Raw genomic sequence first — 24,325 nt, 5'->3', positions numbered from 1 at the left:
TTACTCCGGAATAAACGAGATAAGAACGGCGATCAGACAAAGCGAAAAGAACGACCCGAAAAGGACCATCATCCAGCTCTGAAACAGGGCAACGCGGCGATCCCAGGCATTTCGCGGTGGCGGCTCAGCGCCGATTGCACGGTCGATGAGCAGTTCGGCGGCTGGGATGCTCTCTCGCCAATTCCCGGTGCGCAGAAGCCAAACGCCGTAACCGAGAAATGTCGGCCCGATGATGAGCAGGAGGATTACGAGCCCGACCGTCTTCACTTGCCTGCCCCCCCGGCTTTCGAACGCCACCGCAAAGTCACCGAGAATGATCGCGCCCGCGCCGAGCATCGTGCCGGCGATCCGGCGGCGATGGATAGCAGCGACACTCATTTGGCGGCGTCCAGCCGGCGCGCTTCGGTCACGGGCAGCCCCGCCTCGGTCGGCACATAGATCAGCGAGGCCTTCGAGTCCTCCAGCGCCTGAATCTGCAGATAGCGCAGATAGCCTTCCGGCCCGCCCAGGCTGTTCTGGAGAATCTGGTTGGCCTTGGCGGCTCCTTGCGCGCGGATCACCTCAGCTTCGGCCAGCGAGATCGCGCTTTCCTTCTTGGCCCGCGCCTCCAGAATGGCGACCTGGCGCGACGACTGCGCCTCGGCCAGCGCCGCCTCGCCGGCCAGCCGCTGCGAATAGACGCGATATTGCGGCCATCCGAGCAGCAGCGCGATCAGCGCCAATGCTCCAACCACAACCCCGATGCCGATGCAGCCGCTACGTTGATCCATTGTTCAAACTGCCTCAGTCCTGTTGAAGCCGCGCGGGGGCAGGCGCATCAAGTGCCGCGCCGTCAGACGAGGCCGCTGCGCGGCCACGCTGCCCGCCGCGGCGTCTCCGGGATTGCTCGCGCAATCCCGGTGCGCCCGCTTACTGGCACGCCAGACACTCGTCATAATCGGTGCTTTCGCCGAGCTCGATCTTCTTGGGCTCGGGCGTATTGTCCGCCTCCACCCCGCCGGCGAACCCGGCGCGCTGGATGCTCTTCGAGCGCAGATAATAGAGCGACTTCACGCCCAGTTCCCAGGCGCGGAAATGGAGCATCAGCAGGTCCCATTTTTCCACATCGGCCGGAATGAACAGGTTCAGCGACTGCGACTGGTCGATATAGGGCGTGCGGTCGGCGGCGAGTTCGATCAGCCAGCGCTGGTCGATCTCGAAGCTCGTCTTGTACACGTCCTTTTCTTCCTGGGACAGGAAGTCGAGATGCTGGACCGAGCCGCCCTGTTCCAGGATCGAGCTCCACACCCCGTCGCTGTTCTTGGCCTTTTCGGTCAGCAGCTTTTCCAGATAGGGGTTGCGGACGACGAAGCTGCCCGACAGCGTCTTGTGGGTATAGATGTTCGCCGGAATGGGCTCGATACAGGCGCTGGTGCCGCCGCAGATGATGCTGATCGACGCGGTCGGCGCGATCGCCATCTTGCAGCTGAACCGCTCCATCACCCCCATGTCGGCGGCATCGGGGCACGGGCCGCGTTCCACCGCCAGCTGCATCGAGGCTTCGTCGACCTGCGCCTTGATGTGCTTGAAGATCTTGAGGTTCCACTGCTTGGCCATCGCCCCTTCGAACGGCAGGCCGCGCGCCTGGAGGAAGGAGTGGAAGCCCATCACCCCCAGCCCCACCGAGCGTTCGCGCATCGCCGAATAGGCGGCCCGCTCCATGCCCGGCTCGGCGCGCGCGATATAGTCGCTCAGCACATTGTCGAGGAAGCGCATCACATCCTCGATGAAGCTCTTGTCGCCCTGCCACTCGTCCCAGGTTTCCAGGTTGAGTGACGACAGGCAGCACACCGCCGTGCGATCCTGCCCCAGATGGTCGCGGCCGGTGGGCAGGGTGATTTCGCTGCACAGGTTGGAGGTCGAGACTTTGAGGCCCAGCTCGCGGTGGTGCCGGGGCATCGCCTTGTTCACATGGTCGGCAAAGACGATATAGGGCTCGCCCGTTGCCAGCCGGGTTTCGACCAGCTTCTGGAACAGGCTGCGCGCATCCACCTTGGCGCGCACGCTGCCGTCCTTGGGGCTTTTCAGCTCCCATTCGGCGCCGTCGCGCACCGCTTCCATGAAGGCGTCGGGGATCAGCACGCCGTGGTGCAGGTTGAGCGCCTTGCGGTTGAAATCGCCCGAGGGTTTGCGGATTTCGAGAAACTCCTCGATCTCCGGGTGGCTGATGTCGAGATAGCAGGCGGCCGAGCCGCGCCGCAGCGACCCTTGCGAAATGGCGAGCGTCAGCGAGTCCATCACCCGGACGAAGGGAATGATGCCGCTGGTCTTGCCGTTGAGGCCCACCGGCTCGCCAATGCCGCGCACCCCGCCCCAATAGGTGCCGATGCCGCCGCCGCGGCTGGCCAGCCACACATTCTCGTTCCAGGTGTCGACAATGCCGTTGAGGCTGTCGGGCACCGAATTGAGATAGCAGCTGATCGGCAGCCCGCGCCCGGTGCCGCCGTTGGAGAGCACCGGCGTCGCCGGCATGAACCACAGCCGCGAGATATAGTCATAAAGCCGCTGGGCGTGCGCGGCATCATCGGCATAGGCAGCGGCCACGCGCGCGAACAGGTCCTGAAACCGCTCGCCGGGCAGCAGATAGCGGTCGGTCAGCGTTTCCTTGCCGAAATCGGTGAGCAGCGCGTCGCGCGCATGGTCCACCACCACGGCAGACGTCGCGACCGCCGGTGCCGGTGCCGTCGCCGCTTGCGAGCCGGCCTCGGCCGGGGTGTCGATCAGGTCGGTGGTGCCGCTGTCCATATCTCTGAAGTCCATCGCTATCGTCCCGCCTGTTGAGCCTACCATACACACGACTCGGCAAGCCGAGCCCCATCCTACACCGAAGGGGGGATCAATGAGAACAAAAAGTGGACATTGCTGATGCCAAGAGCCGAAGATTACCCTCGCCGCAATATGGTGTTGCGGCGCTGATTCACCAGCGCTTGGGTCAGCCCCCTGACGTAGCCACTAGATATTGTGGCCATTTGTCCGCAGAGGCAAGAGCGTAAATGACAAATTAAGGACTCGGTTCGCCGCTGGAAAGACTCAACTTACCGCCGCGATCTGGCGCCTGGAGCGATGCTGCAACGCGGCGACGCGCGCTTTCAGGCCGTGTTGCCGAAACGCAAGGGAACGGGTGCGGAACAAAGCATATTTTTGGCGCGGTAATTTTGCTGGGTGCAAAATTGTGGATAAATCCCAACCGGCCTCAGCCCGCCTTCTTGAAGCGCATCGGGTCGACCACGGTGTTGAGCCGTTCGATGTCGAAGCGCTTGGCGAATTCCAGGCCGACCTTGCCGTCGCGCGCCCAGCGGATGGTGGCCGCCACCTGTTCGCCCTCGATGATTTCCAGCCGCACCGCCACGCCCACCGGGTCGCGGTTGAAGTCCAGCCCGTCGATCATCGCGCCCGAGGCGGAAATGTTGCGCAGTCGCACCTCGCCCACATTCTGGCCGATCGCGATCAGCGCGTTGCGCATGAGGGTGAGGCGCGGCGGCCGGCTGGTGCGATAGCCCAGCGGCGTGGCAATGCCGTTGCCATCGCGCAGCATCACCAGCACATCGGGCGCGCGCACCGGCTTGCCATAGACATAGCCCTGGATGTGGCTGCACCCCAGCGTGCGGATCAGCTCGATCTCGTCCAGCGTTTCCACGCCTTCTGCCGTCGTTTCCATGCCCAGCGTGCTGGCCAGCGTCACGATCGCGTGGATGATCGGCGCGTTGCGGCTGTCGGTAATGGCGGCGCCGCGCACGAAGCTCTGGTCGATCTTGATCTTGTCGAACGGCGCGCTCTTCAGATAGCCGAGCGACGAGTAGCCGGTGCCGAAATCGTCGAGCGCCAGCCGCACGCCCAGCCCTTTCAGCGCCTTGAACATCGCATCGGCACTGTCGCTTTCGTCCAGGAACACGCTCTCGGTGATTTCCAGCTCCAGCCGGCTGGCCGGAATGCCGGCGCGCGCAATCGCGTTGGCGATGATGGAGGGCAGCGCCGGATTGGCAAACTGGATGGTCGACACGTTCACGCCGACGCGCACATGGCTGGGCCATTTGGCCGCTTCCAGACAGGCGGTGCGCAGCACCCATTCGCCGATCTGCTCGATCATCCCGCAATCTTCGGCCACGGGAATGAAATCGGCCGGGCTGATCGGCCCGCGATCGGGGTGTTCCCAGCGCAGCAGCGCCTCGAACCCCACCAGCCGCGCGCTTTCGGTGCACACCACCGGCTGATAGACGAGGTGGAACTGGTTCTGCACCAGCGCGTGGCGCAGATCGTCTTCCATCTGCTTGCGGTTCTTGGCGCCCTGGAGCAGCTCTTCGCGATAGAAACGGTGCACGCCGCGCCCGTCGGCCTTGGCGGCATAGAGCGCGAGGTCGGCGTTGCGCACCAGCGTTTCCGAATCGCGCCCGTCCTGCGGCGCGATCGCGACGCCGATCGAACAACCGATCGAAATGGTGTTACCGCCGATCGAATAAGGCTGCGACAGCGACCCGATGATCTCGCGCGCCAGGTCAGGCAGGCGATCCGCCTCGTTCTCGCCGGGCAGGATGACCTGGAACTCGTCGCCGCCCAGCCGGCCGACCAGCCCAGCATCGCCCACCGCGCGCAGCAGGCGCTGCGCCACCTGCTTCAGCAGCGCGTCGCCGGTCTGGTGGCCCAGCGTATCGTTCACCGCCTTAAACCGGTCGAGATCGAGCAGGAACAGCGTGGTCGGGCGATACGGCCCCACCGGCTGGTTCAGGCTCTGGTCGAGCGAGGCGCGCATCCGCTGGCGGTTGGCAAGGCCGGTCAGCCCGTCATACAGCGCCAGCCGGGTAATCTCCGCCTCGGCCCGGCGCTTTTCGGTCAGGTCCGCGCCGGAACCGATAAAGCCCTGGAAGCGGCCGGCATCGTCGATCACCGGCCGGCCGGAGATCGACCACCAGCGCTCCACCGCCAGCCGCATCGCCGGGCGAACGGTGTAATCGGAAAAACCGGTGCGCGAGGACAGGTGGAAGCCCAGCGTCCGCTCGGTGCCAGGCGCCGTGGTATCCATCTGGAACGCGTCGGTCAGCGGGCTGCCGATCGGCGAATGGCCGGCCTCGGCCATCACCTCGGCCACCTTTTCGGAAAGATAGGTCAGGCGCCCGTCGCGGTCGGTCTGCCAGAACCAGCCGGTGCCCTGTGTTTCGAACTCGCGGATCAGGCGCTCGGCCATCACGCCGTTGCCGGGGTCGGTGAAGCTCTTTTGCGCCTGCGCCACGTCGAGCAGCGCCATGCGCCGCGTCGCCACCGCCAGGATGAACAGGCAGCCCGAGGCGATCAGCGCGCCGGTCGTCGGCCCGACCAGCACGAACACCATTGCCGTCAGCGCCGCGCAGAAGCCGAACAGCGCCGCGCGCACCGGATAGAGCGCGATTCCCGTCGCGGAAATGGCCCCCAGCGCGGCAATGGCCGCCGTCGTCTGGCTGTTCTGGCCGGGCAGATATTGCGTCTCCCACAGCAGCGCGCCGACCAGCACCGCCTGACCGATGCCCACCACCACCGCCACGCGGATCTGCTGCTGCGCGGTGCGGCTGCGCAGCGCGAGCAGGACCAGCATCACCAGGCTCAGCACCATCATCGCGCCGGCCTGGGTGAACACATGGCGGATGCGGGTGAGATCCTCGCTCAGGAAGGTCAGCAGGCCGATGGTGAAGGCGGTGGCGACATGCGCGAACAGTGCGAACGGCCAGATCGTCGCCAGCTGGCGCACCTGGCCCATGAAGTCGACCGCTTCCGCCGGGCCGTCGCCGCGCGCCAGCCCCAGCGCTTCCGGCAGGCTGCTGGCGCGGACATGCGTGGTGGGGCGGGAGGAATCGGACGACCGGGCCATTTCTTCTCTTGATTATGCAATGCCGCTGAACGGCTTAGCGCGAACGGCTTAACGAATCGCTGACACGGGCCACGCGCACCCGCTTGGCGGAGACCGGCGGCGCGATTATGGGCATGGGCCACGCCCTTGACCTTCCAGCAGGAAATCCTTGCCCATGACCGTCACCATCCGCGCCGCCGACCTGATCGACAGCGTTGCCGACGCGCTGCAGTTCATCAGCTATTTCCACCCGATGGATTATATCCGCGCGCTGGGTGACGCTTATGCAGCCGAACAGAGCCCGGCCGCCAAGGACGCGATCGCGCAGATCCTGACCAACAGCCGCATGTGCGCCGAGGGGCACCGGCCGATCTGCCAGGACACCGGCATCGTCACCATATTCGTGAAATGGGGGCAGGAGTGCCGGCTGGAAGGCGACCGATCCTTGCAGGAGGTGATCGACGAGGGCGTGCGCCGCGCCTATCTCCACCCCGAAAACAAGCTGCGCGCCTCGATCCTGGCCGACCCCGCCTTCACCCGGCGCAACACGAAGGACAATACGCCCTCGGTGCTCCATGTGGAGATGGTGCCGGGCGCGACCGTCTCGGTCGATGTCGCGGCCAAGGGCGGCGGCAGCGAGAACAAGTCGAAGTTCAAGATGATGAACCCCAGCGATTCGATCGTCGACTGGGTGCTGGAAATGGTGCCGCAGATGGGCGCCGGCTGGTGCCCGCCGGGGATGCTGGGCATCGGCATCGGCGGCACCGCGGAAAAAGCGATGCTGCTCGCCAAGCAGAGCCTGATGGGCGCGATCGACATGGCGCAGCTGAAGGCGCGCGGGCCCCAGAACGATATCGAGGCGCTGCGCATCGAGCTGTTCGACAAGGTCAACGCGCTCGGCATCGGCGCGCAGGGGCTGGGCGGCCTTGCCACCATTCTCGACGTGAAGATTCTCGACTGGCCAACCCATGCCGCGTCAAAGCCGGTGGCGATGATCCCCAATTGCGCCGCCACCCGCCACGCGCATTTCACGCTCGACGGCAGCGGCCCGGCCTATCTGGAGGCGCCCAAACTGGACGACTGGCCCAAGGTCGACTGGCAGCCGGACAGTGCGGCGCGGCGCGTCGATCTCGACACGCTCACCCGCGCCGAGGTGCAAAGCTGGAAACAGGGCGACCGGCTGCTGCTGAACGGCAAGATGCTGACCGGGCGCGACGCCGCGCACAAGCGCATCAAGGACATGCTCGACCGGGGCGAGCCGCTGCCCGTCAGCTTCCGCGACCGGGTGATCTATTATGTCGGCCCGGTCGATCCGGTGGGCGAGGAAGTGGTCGGCCCCGCCGGCCCCACCACCGCCACGCGGATGGACAAGTTCACCCGCATGATGCTCGACCAGGGCCTGCTGGCGATGGTCGGCAAGGCCGAGCGCGGGCCGGATGCGACGGCCGCCATCGCCGAAGGCAGGAGCGCCTATCTGATGGCGGTGGGGGGTGCGGCCTATCTGGTCGCCCGCGCGATCAAGGGCAGCCGCGTGGTGGGGTTCGAAGATCTGGGGATGGAGGCGATCTACGAGTTCGAGGTGCGCGATTTTCCGGTGACGGTGGCGGTGGATGCGGACGGCAACAATGTCCACCAGCTCGCGCCCCTGGTGTGGCGCGACAAGATCGCGCGCGAGAAATTGCTCGAACGGTCGTGATCGCGGGGGGCACTATGCTCAGGCGCTATGTGCACGGCCTGGGTGACGACGATCCGCTGGTCTGGTATGAAGGTGCCGGCGTCAGTTCGCCGCGCTACCTCTACAGCGACCATCAGGGATCGGTGGTGGCGGTGGCGGACGCGAACGGTAACCGGCTCGCGGTCAACAGCTATGACGAATATGGCATCCCCAGGCCCGCCCCTGCCCCGTCCGGCGTTGCCGGCCCGTTCACCGGCACCGGCAATACCGGCCGGTTCCAGTATACTGGGCAAGCCTGGCTCGCCGAACTGGGCATGTATCACTACAAGGCCCGGCTCTACTCTCCCACGCTGGGAAGGTTCCTCCTGACCGATCCCATTGGGTATGACGATCAGGTCAATCTCTATGGATACGTCGGGAATGATCCCATGAACAACATCGACCCCGACGGGCTGGAGTGTAAAAATGTGCCGAAAAAGACAGTCGGCGATGAGGTGACGGTCACAGGATGCCGGACACCGCCGCCACGCGACACAACTCAGGCGGGGGTGCCGGGAACTGCGGCAAGGCTAGGCGCCAACCCGGGACGTGCGTCGGCGCCGCAAAAGACGCAGACAAAACCGGCGAAGACTCGTACCCAATGTGCGCTAGAGGCAGCGGTCGAAAACTGGCAAGGACTTGCCTTAGATGGGGCGGGTTGGGTCGCAACCGTATTATTGCCCGAAGGATCAGCAGCGGTCGCAATCGTTGGCTCAGCAATCGGAGTAACTGGCATAGCCGTCGCGGTCCATGATCGTGACCCCGCTGCCGGTGGCATTGCTTACGCGGGAAAACAGGCAAATGCTGCCGAGGGAATGCTAAGAGGCGCTGGATCGGCACTTGGACGTAGGCTTGGCCTTGGCGCACTCGCGGCGTCCACGATGCTTGACTTAGCGAAAGCGGTCAAGGCGTACAACAAGTGCATGGCGGGCGAGTGATGCGCGTTTGGTCAATATCACCATCGCGTCGATCTGACGTAGCCCTGGTTGTTTCGACTGCTATCGTCTTTCTAGCGGTTGCGATGGTGTCTTATATTGAAAAGGCGTTCGCATTCGCTTTGTGCTTCAGTGTGTTCATGGCAGTCGCGCAAACGAAGCGGGATAGCTGGAAGAACGGGCGCTTTTGGGCTCTGCTACTGTGTGTGGCAGCCCTGCATTTTATCGCGATTGCCCTCATTCCCGTCCCAGAGATCAAATTCGGCTTGATGGGCCTTCCACTTGCGCTGGTCGATGGCTTTGCGATCTATGGTCTGCTGAACTGGATCGAGCGTCGGTTCCCAACGAAAAAAGCGCATAAGGCCGAATAGCAACATAAAAGCAGTGGCTCCCCCTGTGGGGTATGCTGTTGTCTGCACGTCTGAATTTACCAAGACAAGCGTCACCCTCTGCGAGACACCGGCACCATCATGGCACTGCCCTCGTTGGGGAGAGTGTCCCTCCGGTAACGGAGTTGGGAGACGATAACAGGGGTGCGAGATCGTGGGCTTTGTGCGGGCTGAGGGTGATGATATGGACCACACCCTACGCGGGGACAGCGGCGTAAGGCATTGATTTAGTCATGGAACTTCTGTCCAACAGGCGCCGCACTTTTCTGGGACAATGTGTCATCGGGCTAAACTGTTGTTTTTGATGAGAGTTTTTTAGTGCAGTTAAAGCGGGTCGCCACGGGCAGGTGGCTGGCAGGAGCGAGCTGTTGTTCGAGGCGCGAGACTGCTCCCTGCCGCTTGCCACCAGCTATGGCTATGACGGGGTCGGCCGGCTGACCACGTTGTCGCACGCGATCACCGGCGGCGCGGTGAGCACGAGCTTTGCCTATAACCCGGCGAGCCAGGTCACCCAGACGGTGCGCAACAATGACGATTATGCCTTTGCCGGCTATGTGAGCGTCAACCGCAATTACACCACCAACGGCCTGAACCAGTACACCAGCGCCGGCCCGGCGAGCTTTGCGTATGACGCAAACGGCAACCTGATCTCCGACGGCAGCCGCAGCTACACCTATGACGCAGAGAACCGGCTGGTTGCGGCATCGACCATCGGTCAGGCGGGCGGCGTGTCGCTCAGCTATGATCCGCTGGGCCGTCTGTGGCAGGTGTCGGGGCCGCAAGGGACGACGCTGTTCCATTATGATGGCGACCAGCTGGCGGCGGAAGATGATGCGGCCGGCATCACCCTTGGTGGCATCCCCCTGGCCCAAAGTGGCACAAAGCGGGTAACTGGCGACAATCGCGCCGAAATGGTAATCAATTCGCTAACGAACGGGGTTTGGCGGGTGGCGCCGCCCGGCGATGAAGGAGGCGTTTACCATGCTGATCCGCACGATTGCGCTGGTTGCACTGTCGGGGGCGATGGCCACCGGGCTGGCGACTCAGCCGGCTCAGGCGCAGCGGCCGGGGGCCCCCTACCCCATTCCTGCGGCCAATCCGCAATGGGGCACCGCCCCGCTGCCGGGCGCGCAGCTGCCGCCCGCGCCGCAGTGGCAGGGCCAGGCGCCGCAATGGACGCCGCCCATCGCGCAGCAGCAGATTCCGGGGCCGCCGCCGCGCCCCAACTGGAACGGCCAGCCGCCGCAGACCGGCTGGGGCGGACCGCCGCCGCAGGCCGGGTGGCACGGCCAGCCGCAGCCCGGCTGGGCCGGCCAGCCGAACACTGGCTGGGGCTGGGGCGAGCAGATTGACGGGCGCTGGGCGGGCGGTGCGCGTGCGCCGGGCGGCTGGAACGCCTATCGCCGCCCCACGCGCGGCTGGCGCCTGCCCAGCTACTGGAACCAGGACAGCTTCATCATCACCAATTACAGCGGGTTCGGGCTGGGCGTGCCGCCGGTCGGCTATCACTGGTCGCGCTATTATGACGATGCGGTGCTGGTCGATGGGCGTGGCCGCGTGGTGGACTTTGCCCAGGGCATCGACTGGAACCGCTATGACGGCGGCTATGACTATGGCTATGCCCAGGCCGGCGTCGGCACGCCCTATTCGGGCACTTATTCCGGCACTTACGCCAATGGCTATGGCTGGCAGGGCAGCTATCAGGGCCAGTATGTCGCGCCGCCGGCGGTGACCTATCAGCCGCAGCCGGTGGTGCAGCCGCTGCCGCCGCAGGGCATCGTCAACACCTATGGCGCGGGCGCCTATGCCAGCGGGGTGACGGTGAACGGCCAGTTCTTCCCGACCGCGCCGGGCAGCGCGACGACGGTGACGGTCGCGTCGGCCGCGCCGGTGGTGACGACCACGACCACCACCGAATATGTCTATGAAACGCGCAGCGTCGCGCGGCGGGTGTGGCGCAAGCCGGTGCGCAAATGGCGCCCGGCGCCCAAGCGGACCTGCGCCTGCGGCTGCTGCCACTGAGGGGCCGAGCCGACATTCGCGAACGAGCGAATTTCGAGGCGGGGCCGGCCCGCTCCCCCGCCCGGCCACCCATTCAGGATACTCTTGTGGGTGGCCGGGCGGGGGAGCGGGCCGGTGCCGGGCTATCCGAAACGAAGTTTCGGATCAGACAATGAGGCGGGCGCGGCGCTGATCAGGCCGGCACGTCCATCGCCGTGATCAGCCACTGGTGGAAGATTTTCACCGGCTTCAGCACCAGCGCGCGCGGGCGGCAGACGAACCAGTAGCTGTACGGGCTTTCGACGACGATATCGAACAGCCGCACCAGCCGGGGATCATGCGCATCCTCGAAATGGCTTTCATGCATGAAGGCAACGCCCAGCCCCTGTGCCGCCGCTTCCAGCATCAGCGCGCCCGAATCGAAATGGTCGATCGCGGCCGGCTCGATATCGCCCAGGCCCGCCGCCAGCCGCCATGTCGCCACCGTATCGGGTATGTCGCGGTGGACGAGCGCGGTCAGCCGCGACAGCTGCTCGGGCCGGGTCACCGGATCAGGCCCGTCGAGCAGGCTCTGGCAGCCGATCACGATGATGCGGTTGCGGTCCAGCCGCCGGGCATAGAGCGCGGGGTCGATGTCGCGCGCCAGCACGATCGCGGCGTCCAGCCCCTCGCCCAGCCGGGTGGTGCTGTGGCCGCCGGTATCGATGTCGAGGTGCAGTTCGGGATGCGCGGCGCGCAGCTCGGGCAGGCGCGGGAACAGCCGCTGCGACGCGAACAGCGGCAACACGCCGAGCCTGAGCCGCAGCACGTCGGTCGCGCTGGTCATCGCTTCCACCGCATCGGCCATCATGTCGAGCGCCGGCGCGATATGGCCGATCAGCCGCTCGCCATCGCTGTTCAGCTGCATCGCCTGATGGCGCCGGTCGAACAGCGGGCGGCCGATGAAACGTTCGAGCGCCTGCACGCGCCGGCTGAGCGCGGGGGCGGAGAGCGCCAGTTCCTCGGCCGCGGCCTTCACCGAGCCCAGCCGCGCGACCTGGACAAAGGCCTCGATCGCGGTCAGCGGCGGCAATCTGCGCATCGCCTGCTCCCCCTCCTGATGCTCGTAGTTTTGCGGTGCACCCTAAGCGGAAATTGGGTGATTTTGCTGAAAATGCAAGGGCGTTGCAAAGGATTGCATGGCACGCAATCGTTACGTATTATTTCGCACTTGCGAAAGGCCGTGCTGCACTGCACATAGAAAGGGCCTTTCAGGCATCCTCTCCTAAAAACTTTCACGAGCCGGTCGTCTGACCGGCTCTTTTTTTGTCTGGCCGCTTCCTGTCACTCCCCGGGGAGCGCGTCAACCGGTGCCGGTGCGGCCAGCGCCCGCCAGCCATAGGCCATCATCGCCACCAGCGCCGCCGCCGCCAGCAGATAGGGCAGCGGCTTTGACAGTTCGTACAGCCCCACCCCGATCGACGGCCCCAGCACGAACGACGCGCCGTTGACCGAGGTCACCTTGCCCGCCACCGACCCCTGCCCGCCCGGCCCGACCGCGAGGGAGGCGCCCGCCGTAAACCCCGGCCGGGCAAAGCCGAACCCGGCGGAAGACAGCGCGAACGCCAGCGCAATGCCATAATGGCTGGTGGCCAGGCCGGTCAGCGCGGTGCCGATGCTTGCCGCGCACAGGCCGATCAGCACCAGCCCGCGCGGCTTCAGGTTCAGCAGCGGAATGATGCCCCATTGCACCAGCAGCGCGGCCCCCGCCCCCATGATCAGCACCAGCCCCAGCGGCTGCAGCGCGGCCACCGGATCGAGGTGAAGCCGGTCGATCACCAGAAAGCCGATTGCCTGCCCCGTCATCGCCTGCGCATGGCCCATCACCAGCCCGGCAATCATCCAGGCGCGCACGCGCGGGTCGAAATAGGCGACCCGCTCCATCACCGGATGGGTGGCAGCGGTAATGCTGGCCCCCGAAGACTGGCCGCCGATGGAGGGGTAAGCGGTCGCCGCGCCATGCGCCTCCGCCATCGCCGTGTCGTTGGGCAGCAGCCGCGCGACCACCGACAGGATGAGCGCACCGAAGATCGCCGCGATAAAGGCCGGGCCGGCCAGCCCGATCCGCACACTGCCGATGCTGCCCACCACCAGATAGGGGGCAATCGCCGGCCCCAGGATGGTGCCCAGGCCAAAGGCGGAGCCGAGCAACGTCAGCGCCTTGGTCCGCTCCTCGCGCGTGGTGCTGCCGGCGACCAGCGCCTGCACCGCCGGCGGCGCCGCCGAGCCGAACAGGCCATAGAGCAGCCGCCCGCCGATGAAGAGGAAGAAGGTCAGCGTGCCGCCGATCCAGCCATTGATGCCCGCCATCAGGAACAGTCCGCACAGCGACAGCGAGCAGACAAAGCCGCTCAGGCCCAGCAGCACCATCACCCGCCGCCCCCGCCGATCCGACCGGTTGGCCCAGAAGGGCGCGGCAATCACCCACAGCAGCGCCGAGACCGAAAAGGCCGCCGCCACCCAGCTGTCGCGCACCTTCAGTTCACGGCCGATGGCGGGCAGTACCGACTGCAACGCGGTGTTGCCGGCGGCGATGGTGAACATCACCATGAACAGCAGCATGAAGTTGCGGTCGCGGTTGTTCATGCGCGCGCCCAGTCATAATCGCGGGTGATGGTGGCGACGCTCAGCTGATAATCATGGTACCAGCGGTCGCGCCCGGCATCGCGCACCGCGCGGTGGTCGGCATGGTCGCGCCAGGCGCGCGCACTCGCATCATCGGCCCAGAAGCTGACGGTTATGCCCAGCCCGTGGGCGCCGCGCACGCTTTCCATCCCGCAATAGCCGGGTTGGGCGGCGGCCAGCGCGTCCATCGCGGCCGCCGCCTCGGCATAGCCCGCCGCATCCTCGGCCGTGCGCCGGGCAATGAAAATGACCACCGTCTGGCCGGTTCGCGTCCCCATGGCGGCGGCTTAGGGGCAAGGCGCGCAGCCGCCAAGCCCTGTCTTGGGCGCCCGGTCTTGCCCGAGAGTCTGAAGAGTTTGATTCGAAATTCGCGAAAGAGCGAATTTCGAGGCGGCACCGGCCCGCTCCCCCGCCCGGCCACCCACGAGAGTATCCTGACTGGGTGGCCGGGCGGGGGAGCGGGCCGGTGCCGGGCTATCCGAAACGAAGTTTCGGATCAGACACTTAACGGTCAGGGCGCCGCGCTGCGCGCCAAGCCGCCCAATCGACCGGCTCGCCGTCCACCACTTCCAGATCGCCGGGGCCGAGCCGGTCGGTGAACAGGATGAGGTTCTGGCACGGCCAGCGGGCGGATGGGGCAAGAATGCCGTCAAACCCCAGAAAGTAGGCGGCGTCGCCAATCGCCTGCGTGGCCGCATAATCCAGGCTTTGATAGGCGTCGGCACTGACGCCAAGCTCGGCAATCGCGCCCAGATCAGCCAGCTTCAGCGTGCGCCGGGTGCTGACCGAAAGCCGGTGCAGCACCGATTGCAGCTTTGACGGGAAAACCGGCTGCCGGGTGAGGTGGAAATGGATCTCGGCCAGCGCGCCGTCGCGCTCCAGCGCGGTGTAGAGCACGTCGAAGCGGCCCGGGTCCCATCGCGCGCCGGCGGGGTAGCCCTGCAGCACGTCGCGCCCGGCGCGGACGATGCGCCAGACCTCGCCCCGGAACGCCACGCCCTGGTGCCGGTCGAGACTGTCGAGCAGCTCCAGATCGCGGGCGCGGCGGTCGACCACGGCCTAGATGAACGCGCCCGCGTCCAGCCGGTCGATCACGGCGAGCACCTCCTCGGTGCGATCCCCGTTGATCAGGTCGATGGCACGCGCGCCGTTCAGCAACGGGTGCCGCGCATGCAGCCACAGCCGGGTCTCGTCCGGCGTGTAAAAGTCAGACAACCGGTCGACGACGTAGCGCAGATCGGCAATCACCGTCTGCGTGTGCAGGCCGGGCGTGCCGTTGCCATGCGACCAGCGCGACACGGTCGCGATCGATACGTCGGTGATGTTGGCAATGTCCTTTCCCTGCAGGCCGCCCTTGGCCTTCAGGTCGTCCAATATGCGCGCCACGGCCGTCGTCATCGCTCAACGCCTCCTGCTTGCGGCCCCCCGGGGGAGGGCTGCCTGATAGCCCCATATGGGTTACGATATGATTTCATCAATTACCGTTCTTGAAATCATATCGCAACCGGCCGGCTCGTCCGCGCCGATTGACTCCGTCCGCGCCGGCGCCTATGCGCTCCCCTTTCCAGACAGCTAGTCCAATCAGGAATCGTCATGGCGCGCGTTACCGTCGAAGATTGTGTCGACAAGATCCCCAACCGGTTCGACCTGGTGCTGATGGCGGCCCAGCGCGCGCGGCAGATTTCGGGCGGGGCCGACCTGACCATCGACCGCGACCGGGACAAGAACCCGGTCGTCGCGCTGCGCGAAATCGCCGAGGAAACCGTGCGCCCGGCGCATCTCGAAGAAGCGCTGGTGCAGAGCCTGCAGCGCGTCCAGATCGACGATGACGACGCGCCCGACGAGCTGGCCTCGCTCTCCGCATCGGCGGAAGCGCTGCGCCTGACCGCGGCCGCACCCCCGCGCAACCAGAATCTGGGCGGCGATTACGAGTGATTGCGGGGGCTGAGGCCCCTCAATCCCGTTGACCCCCCGCCCGGGCGCGATAGGCTGACCGCATCGACAGGATGAGGCATGCCGCGATGCGCTATCGATTGCTGCTGGTCATGCTGGCGTTGTTGTGGGCCTGGGCACCTGCGCAGGCCGCGCCGCTGAAGCTGACCATCGATGCAAGCGCGGCGCGGGCGGTGCTCGATGCGCTGGACTCCACCACGCTTACCGCCGATCAGGCGCGCGCCATTGCCCGACTGCCGGGCAATCAGGGGTTGATCCGCAAATCGCGCAGCTATGGCAACCCGGCCGACGATGAAAGCTTTGCGGCGGCGCTGGTTGCCGCCGCGCATGGCGACGACAAGGCGGCTGATCCCAGCGGGTTCAACTTTGCCGGGGTGCGACGGCAAAGCGCCGTCCTGCGCCGCGTGCTCGCCGAGCTGGAAGACCGGCAAACCGGGCTGATCGAGGCGGCCAAGCGCCGGATTGCCGACTATACCCCGGCCGGGCTCGACACGCCCATCACCGGCTATCTGGTGGTTGGCGGCACCTCGGGCGGGTTCGCGTTCGGCGACCCGCAATTCTACCTCAACCTGGGTTACTTCCCGGACGCCCGGCTGGCCACCACCATCCTGGAGCATGAGCTTTATCATGCCATTCAGGGTGCGGCCGCGTCGCCGGCACGCCAGGCGCGTGTGAGCAAATGCCTGGCCCGCGCGCGCATCCCGGCGCATCTCACTGATCTGTTCGGTTCACTGGCGCAGGAAGGCACGGCCAGTGCCGTGGGCGACGTGCTGGCGCTGCCCAAGGATGGCAGCGGCACCGTGGCCGAGGAGCGCCGCAAATTCGCCCGCAATGTCGGCCTGGTCAGCCGCAGCGTTGCCCTGCTCGAACTGTCGGTGCATGCGCTGGCGACCAGAGCGATCGACTACGACTCTGTTTATGCGCTGGGTTTCTACGGCGACGAGATCCTGTACGCGCTGGGCTATGTAATGGCGAAGGCGATCGAACGCGAGCAGGGGCCAAAGGCGATTGCCGCGCTGCTTGCCGATCCAACGGGTGCCGGTTTCATCAATCGCTATCGCCGGCTCAAAGCCTATGGCACCACGGACGATACGCCGAAGCTGGGCAGGAAAACACTGGCCTGGGCGCAACGGATGGCGGTGTGCGCGCGGTGACGGCGGCGCGGCGCCCAGCGGCCGGCCTGCTTGCAACGCCTATATTTTACAAAGGCTTAGCTTGACGTAGTTTCGAAAAAACCGCGTTTCGGTGTCCACGACACGCTCTACCAAAGCCGTTCCCGGAGCGCCTCAGAGCCGGACGATCAGATAGTTCATCCGCGCCCGGGCGATGGGTTTTTCCGGCCCGTCCTGCCAGGCAATCGCATCGACATTGGCGACCCGGGTGCCCAGCCGGGTGACGAAGCCGCGCGCCCGCGTTTCCTTCACCCGCCCGCCGCGCATATAGTCCACTGTCACGTTGATCGGCTTGACATGCGCCTCGTCAGTGCCGCCCAGCGCCTGATAGAGCGCGGCGATCGCCGCCACTTCCAGCAGGCCACCAATCGCGCCGCCGTGCAGAAAGCCGGGGCGACCCATCACCTTATCGGCAAAGGGCATCATCAGCACCGGCGCGCCCTCGCCCGGCTCCACCGACAGGCCCAGCACCTCGGCATAGGGGGGCAGCTTCATGGCTGCACCTCGGTGAACATATAGGTGCCGGCGACATGGGCGAGCGGGTCGGCCGGGTCGCCATCATGCGCCTGCCCCCGGATGAACGAGATGGCGCGGGTGATGCGATAGCATTCGCCCCGGCCATAAACGGTCTTGCCCGGCGTGGCGGGGCGCAGATAGTCGATGCGCAGATCAAGCGTTGCATGCGCGCGGAATTTGCCCAGCTTCAGCCACACCGCCATGCTGGTCGCCATGTCCATCATGGTGAGAATGGGGCCGGAGGCGAGCACCCCGGTATCAGGGTCGCCCACCAGGCGCGGGTCATAGGGCAGCATCAGCTCGGCCCAGTCGGCGCCATGGTCGTGATAGCCGATGCCCAGATGCCCGCCATGGCCGTGCTTGCCGAACTTCAGGAACAGCCGGGGATCGAAAGCCATTTCGCTCATCGGCGCTGCTATAGCCGCCCGGCGCGCGCTGCCAAGCCTGTGGCGGTTACAGCGAATTAAATTCCGCCGCCGGGGCGGCATCCCTAACGATGAGGCCAGCTTGTGGGAGATGCAGCATGCCGCTTCGCCTGGACCCGTCCGAGATTGCCAACCTTGCCACCCCGATTGCGACCGCGGGCGCGATCCGTGCCGATGTGCTGGCGGCCGACGATCTGTTCGAATTTCTGGTCGGCATCGCGGTCGTCATCTACGAGACCAGCCCGCTCTGACCCGCGCAATGACCCCGGCGCTCGATGCGCTGCTCGCCGACCGCGTCGGGCTGGCGGCGCGGCGCACCCGCGACCAGGCCCAGGCGCGGGACTGGCAGAACAGCGCCGCCTATCGCCACGCCATCGCCACGCTTGAGGGGCCGGCCGATGACGGCGCCGAAGCGGTCGCCGCGCGGGCGATGCGGCTGCTCGCCGATGGCGGCTGGGTCGCGGACCTGCTGGTGCCACTGGTTGCCGCGCTGGCGGCCGATCCGCTCGCCGAGCCGCCCTTCCGGGTGCAGCGCGACGCGCTGAAGCTGGGTGCGGTGCTGATCGATCATCCTGCCGCCTCGATCACCGCGACCATCCTGTCGGCAGACGCGCTTGCCGGCCTGCCGCCGGCCGAGACCATCGTCGTGCCCGGGCGGATGACGGTGGTGCGCTATCATCGCGGCAGCGGGGTGCTTCACCTGTGGCGGACGGCGGCGGCCGGGGACGATTTCTGCGCCGCAAACGCCACGCCCTGCCTGCCCGCCGCCGCGATTGCGCTGGCCGACGGGCTGGTGCGGCGGATCGACGGGCGCACCCATGCCCAGCTGGTCGCGCCGGTCAGCGACGTGGTGACGCTGACCGCCAATATCCGCGCCGGCGCCGCCCTGCTCTCGCGTGAATATGACCGGGCGAGCGGCCGCTTCCTGCGCGCCGCCGCGCTTGATGACTGGCCGAGCCGGGCCGAGCTGATGCTGACCTTTCTGCGCCATGCCAGCCGGGCCGAGGCGGCGGCCGCGTTCGAGGCGGCCAGCCACGACCCGGCGCATTTCCTGCGCTGGGCGGCAATGCGCGAATGGCTGGCGATGGACGCCCGCGCCGCGCTCCCCCGGCTGCGGCAAATGGGTGACGACCCCCATCCCGAGGTCCGCGCCGCCGCCCGGGCGATGATCGCGCGGCTGAGCGCGCCATGCCCCGACTGATCGACCCCGGCAGCGGCAGCCCGATCAGCCTGGCAGAGGCGGTCGAGCTGCTCGACAGCACCGCCATCGACGCGCGCGATGAGGATGGGCTGGCGAGCCTCGGCCCGGTGCTCGCGCGGCTGGGGCGCAACCGGGACTTTCTGGCCGAACAGGCGGTGGCGGTGCTGAAAGCGCGCGGGCAGGGCATCGGGAGCGCCCTGTATGGCGCGCAGGTGATGCTGCTGAAACCGCCCGGTGGCCGCTATGTGCTGCGCGCCAATTTCTGGCCGGCAGCGGGCGATCCAGCGTTCGCAGCCAGCGGCCCGGCGGCCTTTTTCTATGGCATGCCGCACGACCATAATTTCCCGTTCCTGACCTGTGGCTATTGGGGGCCGGGCTATTGGAGCGATTATTACGAGTATGACGCAGCCGCGCTGGCCGGCTATCCGGGCGAGCCGGCGGGGCTGCGTTTTGTCGGCCGCGCGCGGCTGGAGCCGGGACAGCTGATGCTCTATCGCGCGCGGCGCGACGTGCATGCCCAGCTGCCGCCCGATGCGTTTTCGGTGTCGATCAACATTCTGGCGTCGGACCCGGCCCAGCCCTGGCGCGATCAGTACCGGCTCGACATTGCCGGCAACCGCATCGCCGCCGGGCTGACCACCACCCCGTCCGAAGTGCTGGTCGCGCTTGCGGTGCATCTGGATTCCCGCGGCGTGACGCTCGCCGAGCAGCTGGCGCGCGACCATCCCAGCCCGCGCCTGCGGATGACCGCGGTCACCGCGCTCGCCGGCGCCCGGCCCGAGATGGGCGAGGCGGTGCTGACCCGCGCGGCCGGTGATCCCCATCCCCAGGTGGCCGAGCAGGCCCGCGCCCGGCTGGCGGCGCTCGCACGCTAGCGTTTACCGCCGGAATGGAGCCAGTTGGCGGCGCGCATCGCCCGCCGGCGCGATACGTTCCCCTTATGTTGCGAGTGGCGCTTGTCGGGGTCGAACGACCGGGATTGATTGCCGCGCTCGGCACGCGCGGCGTGGCAGCGGCGGCGAGCATCTGCGCCAGCGACGCGGCGCGGATCGCGCACGCAACGCCGCAGGCCGCGTTGCTCCCCTGGCTGTTGCCCAGCCTGCCGCGCACGCCGCTGCTGCTGCTCACCGACGAGCAGGACAGCGCGCAGATCGCCGCGCTCGACGCGGGCGCCGATGATGCCGTGCCCGCCTCCGCCAGCGACGCGCTGATCGCCGCGCGCCTGCTCGCCCTGCTGCGGCGCAAGGGTGAGGACCGTTACGTGCAGCTGGGGCCGCTGTGCATCGACACGCTGGAACGCCGCGCGATGCGGGAGGGCAGGCCGATCGCGCTGCTGCCGCGCGAATATCAGCTGCTGCTGGAGCTGGCGCGCGCGGGCGGTGCGCTGGTCAGCCGCAAGACCCTGCTCGAGCGGGTGTGCGGCCTGCGGATCGACCCCGGCACCAATGTGCTGGAGGTGCATGTCTCGCGCCTGCGCGCGAAGCTCGACCGGGGTTTTGCCGCGCCGATGCTGGTGACCGAAAAGGGCAAGGGCTATCGCCTGGCGACCCCGCCCGCCTTCGCCGTTGAAGCGCAGGGGAGCGCGCGTTAGCCTGCCCCGAAATATCATCGGGAGAGGCCAGTGCATCCAAGCGTTCACGCCCAGACCATGCCGGACAAACCGGCGCTGATCGTTGCCGAAACCGGGCAGACCACCAGCTATGCCGAGCTGGAGGCGCGATCGAACCGGGCCGCGCATCTGTTCCGCCAGCACGGGCTGAACCAGGGCGACACGGTCGCGCTGTTCATGGACAATATCCCCGAATTCTATGAGATCGCCTGGGGCGCGCAGCGCGCGGGGCTGTTCTATGTGTGCATCTCGTCGAAACTGACCGCGCCCGAAGTGGCCTATATCCTGCAGGATTCGGGCGCGCGGCTGGTGGTGGCGTCGCACGCGCTGGCCGGGGTGGCAGCCGCGCTGACCGACCATGCCGCCGCCGTCACCCGGCTGATGCTGCACGGCACCGTGCCCGGCTGGGACAGCTGGGAAACGGCGGTGGCAGCGCTCCCCACCACCCCGATTGCGGATGAACGCGCCGGCACCGACATGCTCTATTCCTCGGGCACCACCGGCCGGCCCAAGGGCGTGCGCGTCGCGCTGCCAGAGGATCCCTCGCTCACCGCGCCGGCGGTGCTGACGATGCTCGCGCAGATGCTCTACCGCTTTTCGGCGGAGACCATCTATCTCTCGCCCGCGCCGCTTTATCATGCCGCACCCCTGCGCTGGTCGATGACGGTGATGCGGCTGGGCGGCACCGTGGTGATGATGCAGCATTTCGAGCCGGAAGCCGCCCTCGCCGCGATCGAGCGCTGCCGCGTCAACGCCAGCCAGTGGGTGCCGACGCATTTCGTGCGGATGCTGAAGCTCTCCCCCGAGCAGCGCGCGGCGCACGACCTGTCGAGCCTGAAAGTCGCGATCCACGCCGCCGCCCCCTGCCCCATTCCCGTGAAGCAGGCGATGATCGACTGGTGGGGGCCGGTGATCTACGAATATTATGCGGGCTCGGAAGGCAATGGCCTCACCACCATCGATTCCGCGCAATGGCTTGCCCATCAGGGATCGGTCGGCAAGGCCGCCTATGGCATCCTCCACATCTGTGACGAGGCGGGGAACGAACTGCCGCCGGGGCAGGAGGGGCTGGTCTATTTCGAGGGCGGCACCCAGTTCGAATATCACAACGACCCCGAAAAGACCGCCGAGGCCCGCCACGCCAAGGGCTGGACGACGCTGGGCGATATCGGCCGGATGGACGAGGAAGGCTATCTCTACCTCACCGATCGCAAGAGCTTCATGATCATCTCGGGCGGCGTGAACATCTATCCGCAGGAAATCGAGAACCGGCTGATCACCCATCCGCGCGTCGCCGATGTCGCGGTGATCGGCGCGCCCTGCCCGGAAATGGGCGAGCGCGTGGTGGCGGTCGTCCAGCCGGTCGACATGGCAGAGGCCGGCCCGGCGCTGGCCGACGAGCTGACCGCCTGGTGCCGCGCGGAGCTTTCGGGCGTGAAGACGCCGCGCCAGATCGACTTCACCGACGCGCTGCCCCGCCACCCGACCGGCAAACTCTACAAGCGGCTGGTGCGTGACCGCTATTGGGGGAACAGCGACAGCCGCATCGTCTAAAGCACTTTGCGATCACGCCGAACCGTCGCCCCGGCCTTGAGCCGGGGCTAGGCTGCCTTGCGACCGCCGAAGAAGAAGCCAAGCCCCGGCTCGGGGGCCGGGGCGACGTGAACCTGTGCAGACAGCCGCCAACTTCTGGCTACGCGGCGCCGGGTGGTGCGGCACATCTCCCACCGGTTGCCCCACCGGTTGCCTTGCCCGCGCCGCTGCGACATGCTGCGCGGGCGACCACGGATTTTTTTGAGGACATTGCCATGGAAGACCGCGTCACCATTTCGGTCAGCGACCATGTCGCCGACGTGAAGCTCGTCCGCGCCGACAAGATGAACGCGCTCGACCCGGCGATGTTCGACGCAATCTGTGCCGCGATCGACAAGCTTGCCACCATGGCGGAGGTGCGCTGCGTCGTGCTGTCGGGCCAGGGCCGTGCCTTTTGCGCGGGGCTCGACATGGTCAGCATGGCCGGTGGCGGGTCGGGGCTGGAAATCGCCGCGCGCCCCTATGGCAATGGCGCCAACATCGTGCAGCAGGTCGCCTGGGGCTGGCGCACGCTGCCGATGCCAGTGATCGCGGCGGTGCACGGCGTTGCCTTTGGCGGCGGATTCCAGATCATGTCGGGCGCCGACATCCGCATCGCCGCGCCGCACACGCGCTTTGCCATCCGCGAAGTGCATTGGGGGCTGATCCCCGACATGGCCGGCCCTGCCCTGTGGCGCGGCCTGGCGCGCGAGGATGTGATCCGCGAGCTGACCTATACCGCGCGCGAGTTTGACGGCGAGGAAGCGCTGCGCCACGGCTTCGTCACCAGGCTTGCCGAAGACCCCTGGGCCGAGGCGATGACGCTGGCCCGCGCGATTGCCGCGCGCAGCCCGCACGCGGTGCGCGCCGCCAAGTCGCTCTACAACCGCGCCGCCGATCTGGACGAGACCGGCGTGCTCCATGCCGAGACCGAGCTGCAATTGTCGATCATCCGCCAGCCCAATCAGGTGGAAGCGGTGATGGCGAACATGCAGAAGCGCGCGCCCGCCTTCGCGGACTGAGCAGGGGGTTTACGCGCCGCGCACGCGCCATTTGTCCAGCGCGGCGCGGAATTCTGCCGGAATGGCGGTTGCACCGCCATCGGTGCTGAGCACCAGCACGACATCGCAGCTGGCGATGCAGGTGCCGCCCTGAAACGCGGCAGACAGGATCTGCCAGCTGCGCGTGCCGATGTCGCCAATACCGCTGGCGATCGTCACATCCTGAGGAAAATGCCCTTCGGCCAGATAGTTGATGATGACCTGCGCAACCAGCCAGCGATGCCCCGGCCAGCGCGCAAGGCCGGCCGCGTTGTTGAAGCGCACCCGCCCGCTTTCAAACAGCGCGGCATAGGCCACGTTGTTGATGTGGCCGAGCACGTCCAGATCCTGAAACCGGGTCTGGATCGCTTCATGATGGGGGTAAGCATCGGGCGACAGGCGCCACGGGGCGGGGCGGGCCATGGCGGTCCTTCAACCTGAACAGGAAAACAGGCGCGCCGGGGCGGACAAATGCGCCCGCCCCGGCCACCGGTCAGCGCGGCGCCATGCGGATCGCGCCGTCCAGGCGCACATCCTCACCGTTGAAATAGCTGTTCTCCACCATGGTGAGCGCCAGCTGCGCATATTCGGGCGGATTGCCCAGCCGCTTGGGGAAGGGCACCGAGGCCGCCAGCGCATCCTTCACATTCTGCGGCGCGCCCCGCATCAGCGGGGTTTCGAAAATGCCCGGCAGGATGGTGTTGATGCGAATGCCCTCGCCCATCAGGTCGCGCGCGATGGGCAGCGTCATGCCGACCACACCGCCCTTCGACGCGGAATAGGCGGCCTGGCCGATCTGGCCATCCTCGGCGGCGACGCTCGCGGTCATCACCATCGCGCCGCGCTCACCATCTTCCATCGGCTCGAGCGTCAGCATACCCGCCGCCGACTTGGCGACGCAGCGGAAGGTGCCGATCAGGTTGATCTGGATCAGCCAGTCGAACGCGGCGAGCGGGAAGTGCTTGATGCTGCCATCTTCCTTGGACCGGCTGGCCGTCTTCACCGCATTGCCGGTGCCGGCGCAGCAGATCAGCACCCGTTCCTGCCCATGCGCGGCGCGCGCCTTTGCAAAGCCCGCATCGACGGACTCGTCGCTGGTCACGTTCACTTCGCAGAAAATGCCGCCAATTTCGGCCGCGACTGCTTCGCCCTTGTCCTTCTGCAGGTCGAAGATCGCGACCTTCGCGCCCTTGGCGGCAAGCGCCCGCGCGGTCGCCTCGCCCAGGCCGGAGGCGCCACCGGTAACGACTGCGGCAATCGATGAATCGATGATCATTATA

General features: G+C 66.8%; 25 protein-coding genes. 12 read left to right on the top strand and 13 right to left on the bottom strand.

Translation table 11 applies throughout. The annotated features are described in order from the left end of the window. The 4 genes from K2Y03_RS09235 to K2Y03_RS09220 all read right to left on the bottom strand — a co-directional run bounded on the left by K2Y03_RS09235 (window position 1) and on the right by K2Y03_RS09220 (window position 5,875). Window positions 1-378, bottom strand: a complete 378-nt coding sequence (locus tag K2Y03_RS09235) for a hypothetical protein (protein ID WP_294090261.1) — start codon at window positions 376-378, stop codon at window positions 1-3. Then, window positions 375-770, bottom strand: a complete 396-nt coding sequence (locus tag K2Y03_RS09230; protein ID WP_294090260.1) for a membrane protease subunit — start codon at window positions 768-770, stop codon at window positions 375-377. Before K2Y03_RS09230 ends, K2Y03_RS09235 begins: the two co-directional genes overlap by 4 nt. Window positions 771-909: 139 nt before the next feature. Next, on the bottom strand, window positions 910-2,799 hold the full coding sequence (locus K2Y03_RS09225; protein ID WP_294090259.1) for a ribonucleoside-diphosphate reductase subunit alpha: 1,890 nt from the start codon (window positions 2,797-2,799) through the stop codon (window positions 910-912). Between the two features lie 433 nt (window positions 2,800-3,232). Then, on the bottom strand, window positions 3,233-5,875 hold the full coding sequence (locus K2Y03_RS09220; RefSeq protein ID WP_294090256.1) for an EAL domain-containing protein: 2,643 nt from the start codon (window positions 5,873-5,875) through the stop codon (window positions 3,233-3,235). A gap of 154 nt (window positions 5,876-6,029) precedes the next feature. Here K2Y03_RS09220 and K2Y03_RS09215 point away from each other — a divergent pair, with 154 nt between their 5' ends. The 4 genes from K2Y03_RS09215 (at window position 6,030) to K2Y03_RS09200 (ending at window position 10,914) form a co-directional block, all read left to right on the top strand. Then, window positions 6,030-7,550: a fumarate hydratase gene (locus K2Y03_RS09215; protein ID WP_294090253.1), complete on the top strand. Its 1,521-nt coding sequence runs from the start codon at window positions 6,030-6,032 to the stop codon at window positions 7,548-7,550. Between the two features lie 14 nt (window positions 7,551-7,564). Next, the gene (locus K2Y03_RS09210; protein ID WP_294090249.1) at window positions 7,565-8,506 is read left to right on the top strand and encodes an RHS repeat-associated core domain-containing protein; all 942 of its coding nucleotides are present in this window, start codon (window positions 7,565-7,567) and stop codon (window positions 8,504-8,506) included. Between the two features lie 86 nt (window positions 8,507-8,592). Further along, window positions 8,593-8,874 carry a hypothetical protein gene (locus tag K2Y03_RS09205; protein ID WP_294090246.1) on the top strand — a complete coding sequence of 94 codons (282 nt, stop codon included), beginning with the start codon at window positions 8,593-8,595 and terminating at the stop codon, window positions 8,872-8,874. A 981-nt stretch (window positions 8,875-9,855) separates the two neighbouring features. Further along, complete coding sequence (locus K2Y03_RS09200) at window positions 9,856-10,914, top strand: RcnB family protein (protein WP_294090243.1); 1,059 nt, start codon at window positions 9,856-9,858, stop codon at window positions 10,912-10,914. Between the two features lie 172 nt (window positions 10,915-11,086). Here K2Y03_RS09200 and K2Y03_RS09195 read toward each other — a convergent pair whose 3' ends face one another. From K2Y03_RS09195 to K2Y03_RS09175, 5 genes are all read right to left on the bottom strand, one after another. Beyond that, complete coding sequence (locus K2Y03_RS09195) at window positions 11,087-11,974, bottom strand: LysR substrate-binding domain-containing protein (RefSeq protein WP_294090241.1); 888 nt, start codon at window positions 11,972-11,974, stop codon at window positions 11,087-11,089. Window positions 11,975-12,216: 242 nt separating this feature from the next. After that, window positions 12,217-13,518 (bottom strand): MFS transporter, encoded by a 1,302-nt coding sequence (locus K2Y03_RS09190; protein WP_294090239.1) that lies wholly within the window; start codon window positions 13,516-13,518, stop codon window positions 12,217-12,219. After that, entirely contained in the window at window positions 13,515-13,835 is a 321-nt protein-coding gene (locus tag K2Y03_RS09185) for an antibiotic biosynthesis monooxygenase (protein ID WP_294090237.1), read from the bottom strand. The genes K2Y03_RS09190 and K2Y03_RS09185 overlap by 4 nt, the downstream gene beginning before the upstream one ends. A gap of 226 nt (window positions 13,836-14,061) precedes the next feature. Further along, entirely contained in the window at window positions 14,062-14,613 is a 552-nt protein-coding gene (locus tag K2Y03_RS09180) for an RES family NAD+ phosphorylase (protein ID WP_294090235.1), read from the bottom strand. 3 nt (window positions 14,614-14,616) lie between these two features. Further along, on the bottom strand, window positions 14,617-14,955 hold the full coding sequence (locus tag K2Y03_RS09175; protein WP_294090233.1) for an antitoxin Xre/MbcA/ParS toxin-binding domain-containing protein: 339 nt from the start codon (window positions 14,953-14,955) through the stop codon (window positions 14,617-14,619). Window positions 14,956-15,150: 195 nt separating this feature from the next. Between K2Y03_RS09175 and rpoZ the strand changes: the two genes are divergently transcribed. Both rpoZ and K2Y03_RS09165 read left to right on the top strand, forming a co-directional pair. Beyond that, on the top strand, window positions 15,151-15,492 hold the full coding sequence (gene rpoZ / locus K2Y03_RS09170) for a DNA-directed RNA polymerase subunit omega (RefSeq protein WP_294090230.1): 342 nt from the start codon (window positions 15,151-15,153) through the stop codon (window positions 15,490-15,492). A gap of 110 nt (window positions 15,493-15,602) precedes the next feature. Further along, the gene (locus tag K2Y03_RS09165) at window positions 15,603-16,664 is read left to right on the top strand and encodes a DUF5700 domain-containing putative Zn-dependent protease (protein WP_294090228.1); all 1,062 of its coding nucleotides are present in this window, start codon (window positions 15,603-15,605) and stop codon (window positions 16,662-16,664) included. Window positions 16,665-16,796: 132 nt separating this feature from the next. On the opposite strand, the gene K2Y03_RS09160 is transcribed toward K2Y03_RS09165, so the two are convergent. Continuing rightward, window positions 16,797-17,177: a PaaI family thioesterase gene (locus K2Y03_RS09160; protein ID WP_294090226.1), complete on the bottom strand. Its 381-nt coding sequence runs from the start codon at window positions 17,175-17,177 to the stop codon at window positions 16,797-16,799. Continuing rightward, a complete protein-coding gene (locus K2Y03_RS09155; RefSeq protein ID WP_294090224.1) occupies window positions 17,174-17,605 on the bottom strand; it encodes a PaaI family thioesterase in 432 nt (143 codons plus the stop codon). Before K2Y03_RS09155 ends, K2Y03_RS09160 begins: the two co-directional genes overlap by 4 nt. Window positions 17,606-17,721: 116 nt before the next feature. Between K2Y03_RS09155 and K2Y03_RS09150 the strand changes: the two genes are divergently transcribed. The 6 genes from K2Y03_RS09150 to K2Y03_RS09125 all read left to right on the top strand — a co-directional run bounded on the left by K2Y03_RS09150 (window position 17,722) and on the right by K2Y03_RS09125 (window position 23,027). After that, complete coding sequence (locus K2Y03_RS09150; RefSeq protein ID WP_294090222.1) at window positions 17,722-17,874, top strand: hypothetical protein; 153 nt, start codon at window positions 17,722-17,724, stop codon at window positions 17,872-17,874. A gap of 8 nt (window positions 17,875-17,882) precedes the next feature. Beyond that, complete coding sequence (locus K2Y03_RS09145) at window positions 17,883-18,824, top strand: hypothetical protein (RefSeq protein ID WP_294090220.1); 942 nt, start codon at window positions 17,883-17,885, stop codon at window positions 18,822-18,824. Then, entirely contained in the window at window positions 18,812-19,699 is an 888-nt protein-coding gene (locus K2Y03_RS09140) for a transposase (protein ID WP_294090217.1), read from the top strand. Before K2Y03_RS09145 ends, K2Y03_RS09140 begins: the two co-directional genes overlap by 13 nt. A gap of 104 nt (window positions 19,700-19,803) precedes the next feature. Further along, window positions 19,804-20,415 carry a winged helix-turn-helix domain-containing protein gene (locus K2Y03_RS09135; RefSeq protein ID WP_294090215.1) on the top strand — a complete coding sequence of 204 codons (612 nt, stop codon included), beginning with the start codon at window positions 19,804-19,806 and terminating at the stop codon, window positions 20,413-20,415. Between the two features lie 57 nt (window positions 20,416-20,472). Further along, on the top strand, window positions 20,473-21,987 hold the full coding sequence (locus K2Y03_RS09130) for an acyl-CoA synthetase (protein WP_294090212.1): 1,515 nt from the start codon (window positions 20,473-20,475) through the stop codon (window positions 21,985-21,987). A gap of 254 nt (window positions 21,988-22,241) precedes the next feature. Further along, complete coding sequence (locus K2Y03_RS09125) at window positions 22,242-23,027, top strand: crotonase/enoyl-CoA hydratase family protein (protein ID WP_294090210.1); 786 nt, start codon at window positions 22,242-22,244, stop codon at window positions 23,025-23,027. Window positions 23,028-23,036: 9 nt separating this feature from the next. On the opposite strand, the gene K2Y03_RS09120 is transcribed toward K2Y03_RS09125, so the two are convergent. Both K2Y03_RS09120 and K2Y03_RS09115 read right to left on the bottom strand, forming a co-directional pair. Continuing rightward, entirely contained in the window at window positions 23,037-23,468 is a 432-nt protein-coding gene (locus K2Y03_RS09120) for a thioesterase family protein (RefSeq protein WP_294090208.1), read from the bottom strand. A 70-nt stretch (window positions 23,469-23,538) separates the two neighbouring features. Beyond that, window positions 23,539-24,321: an SDR family NAD(P)-dependent oxidoreductase gene (locus K2Y03_RS09115; RefSeq protein ID WP_294090207.1), complete on the bottom strand. Its 783-nt coding sequence runs from the start codon at window positions 24,319-24,321 to the stop codon at window positions 23,539-23,541. Window positions 24,322-24,325 lie beyond the last annotated feature (4 nt).

The organism is Sphingomonas sp. (genome assembly GCF_019746015.1).
GTDB lineage: Bacteria > Pseudomonadota > Alphaproteobacteria > Sphingomonadales > Sphingomonadaceae > Sphingomonas.
This window is presented reverse-complemented; position numbering and strand designations above follow the sequence as displayed.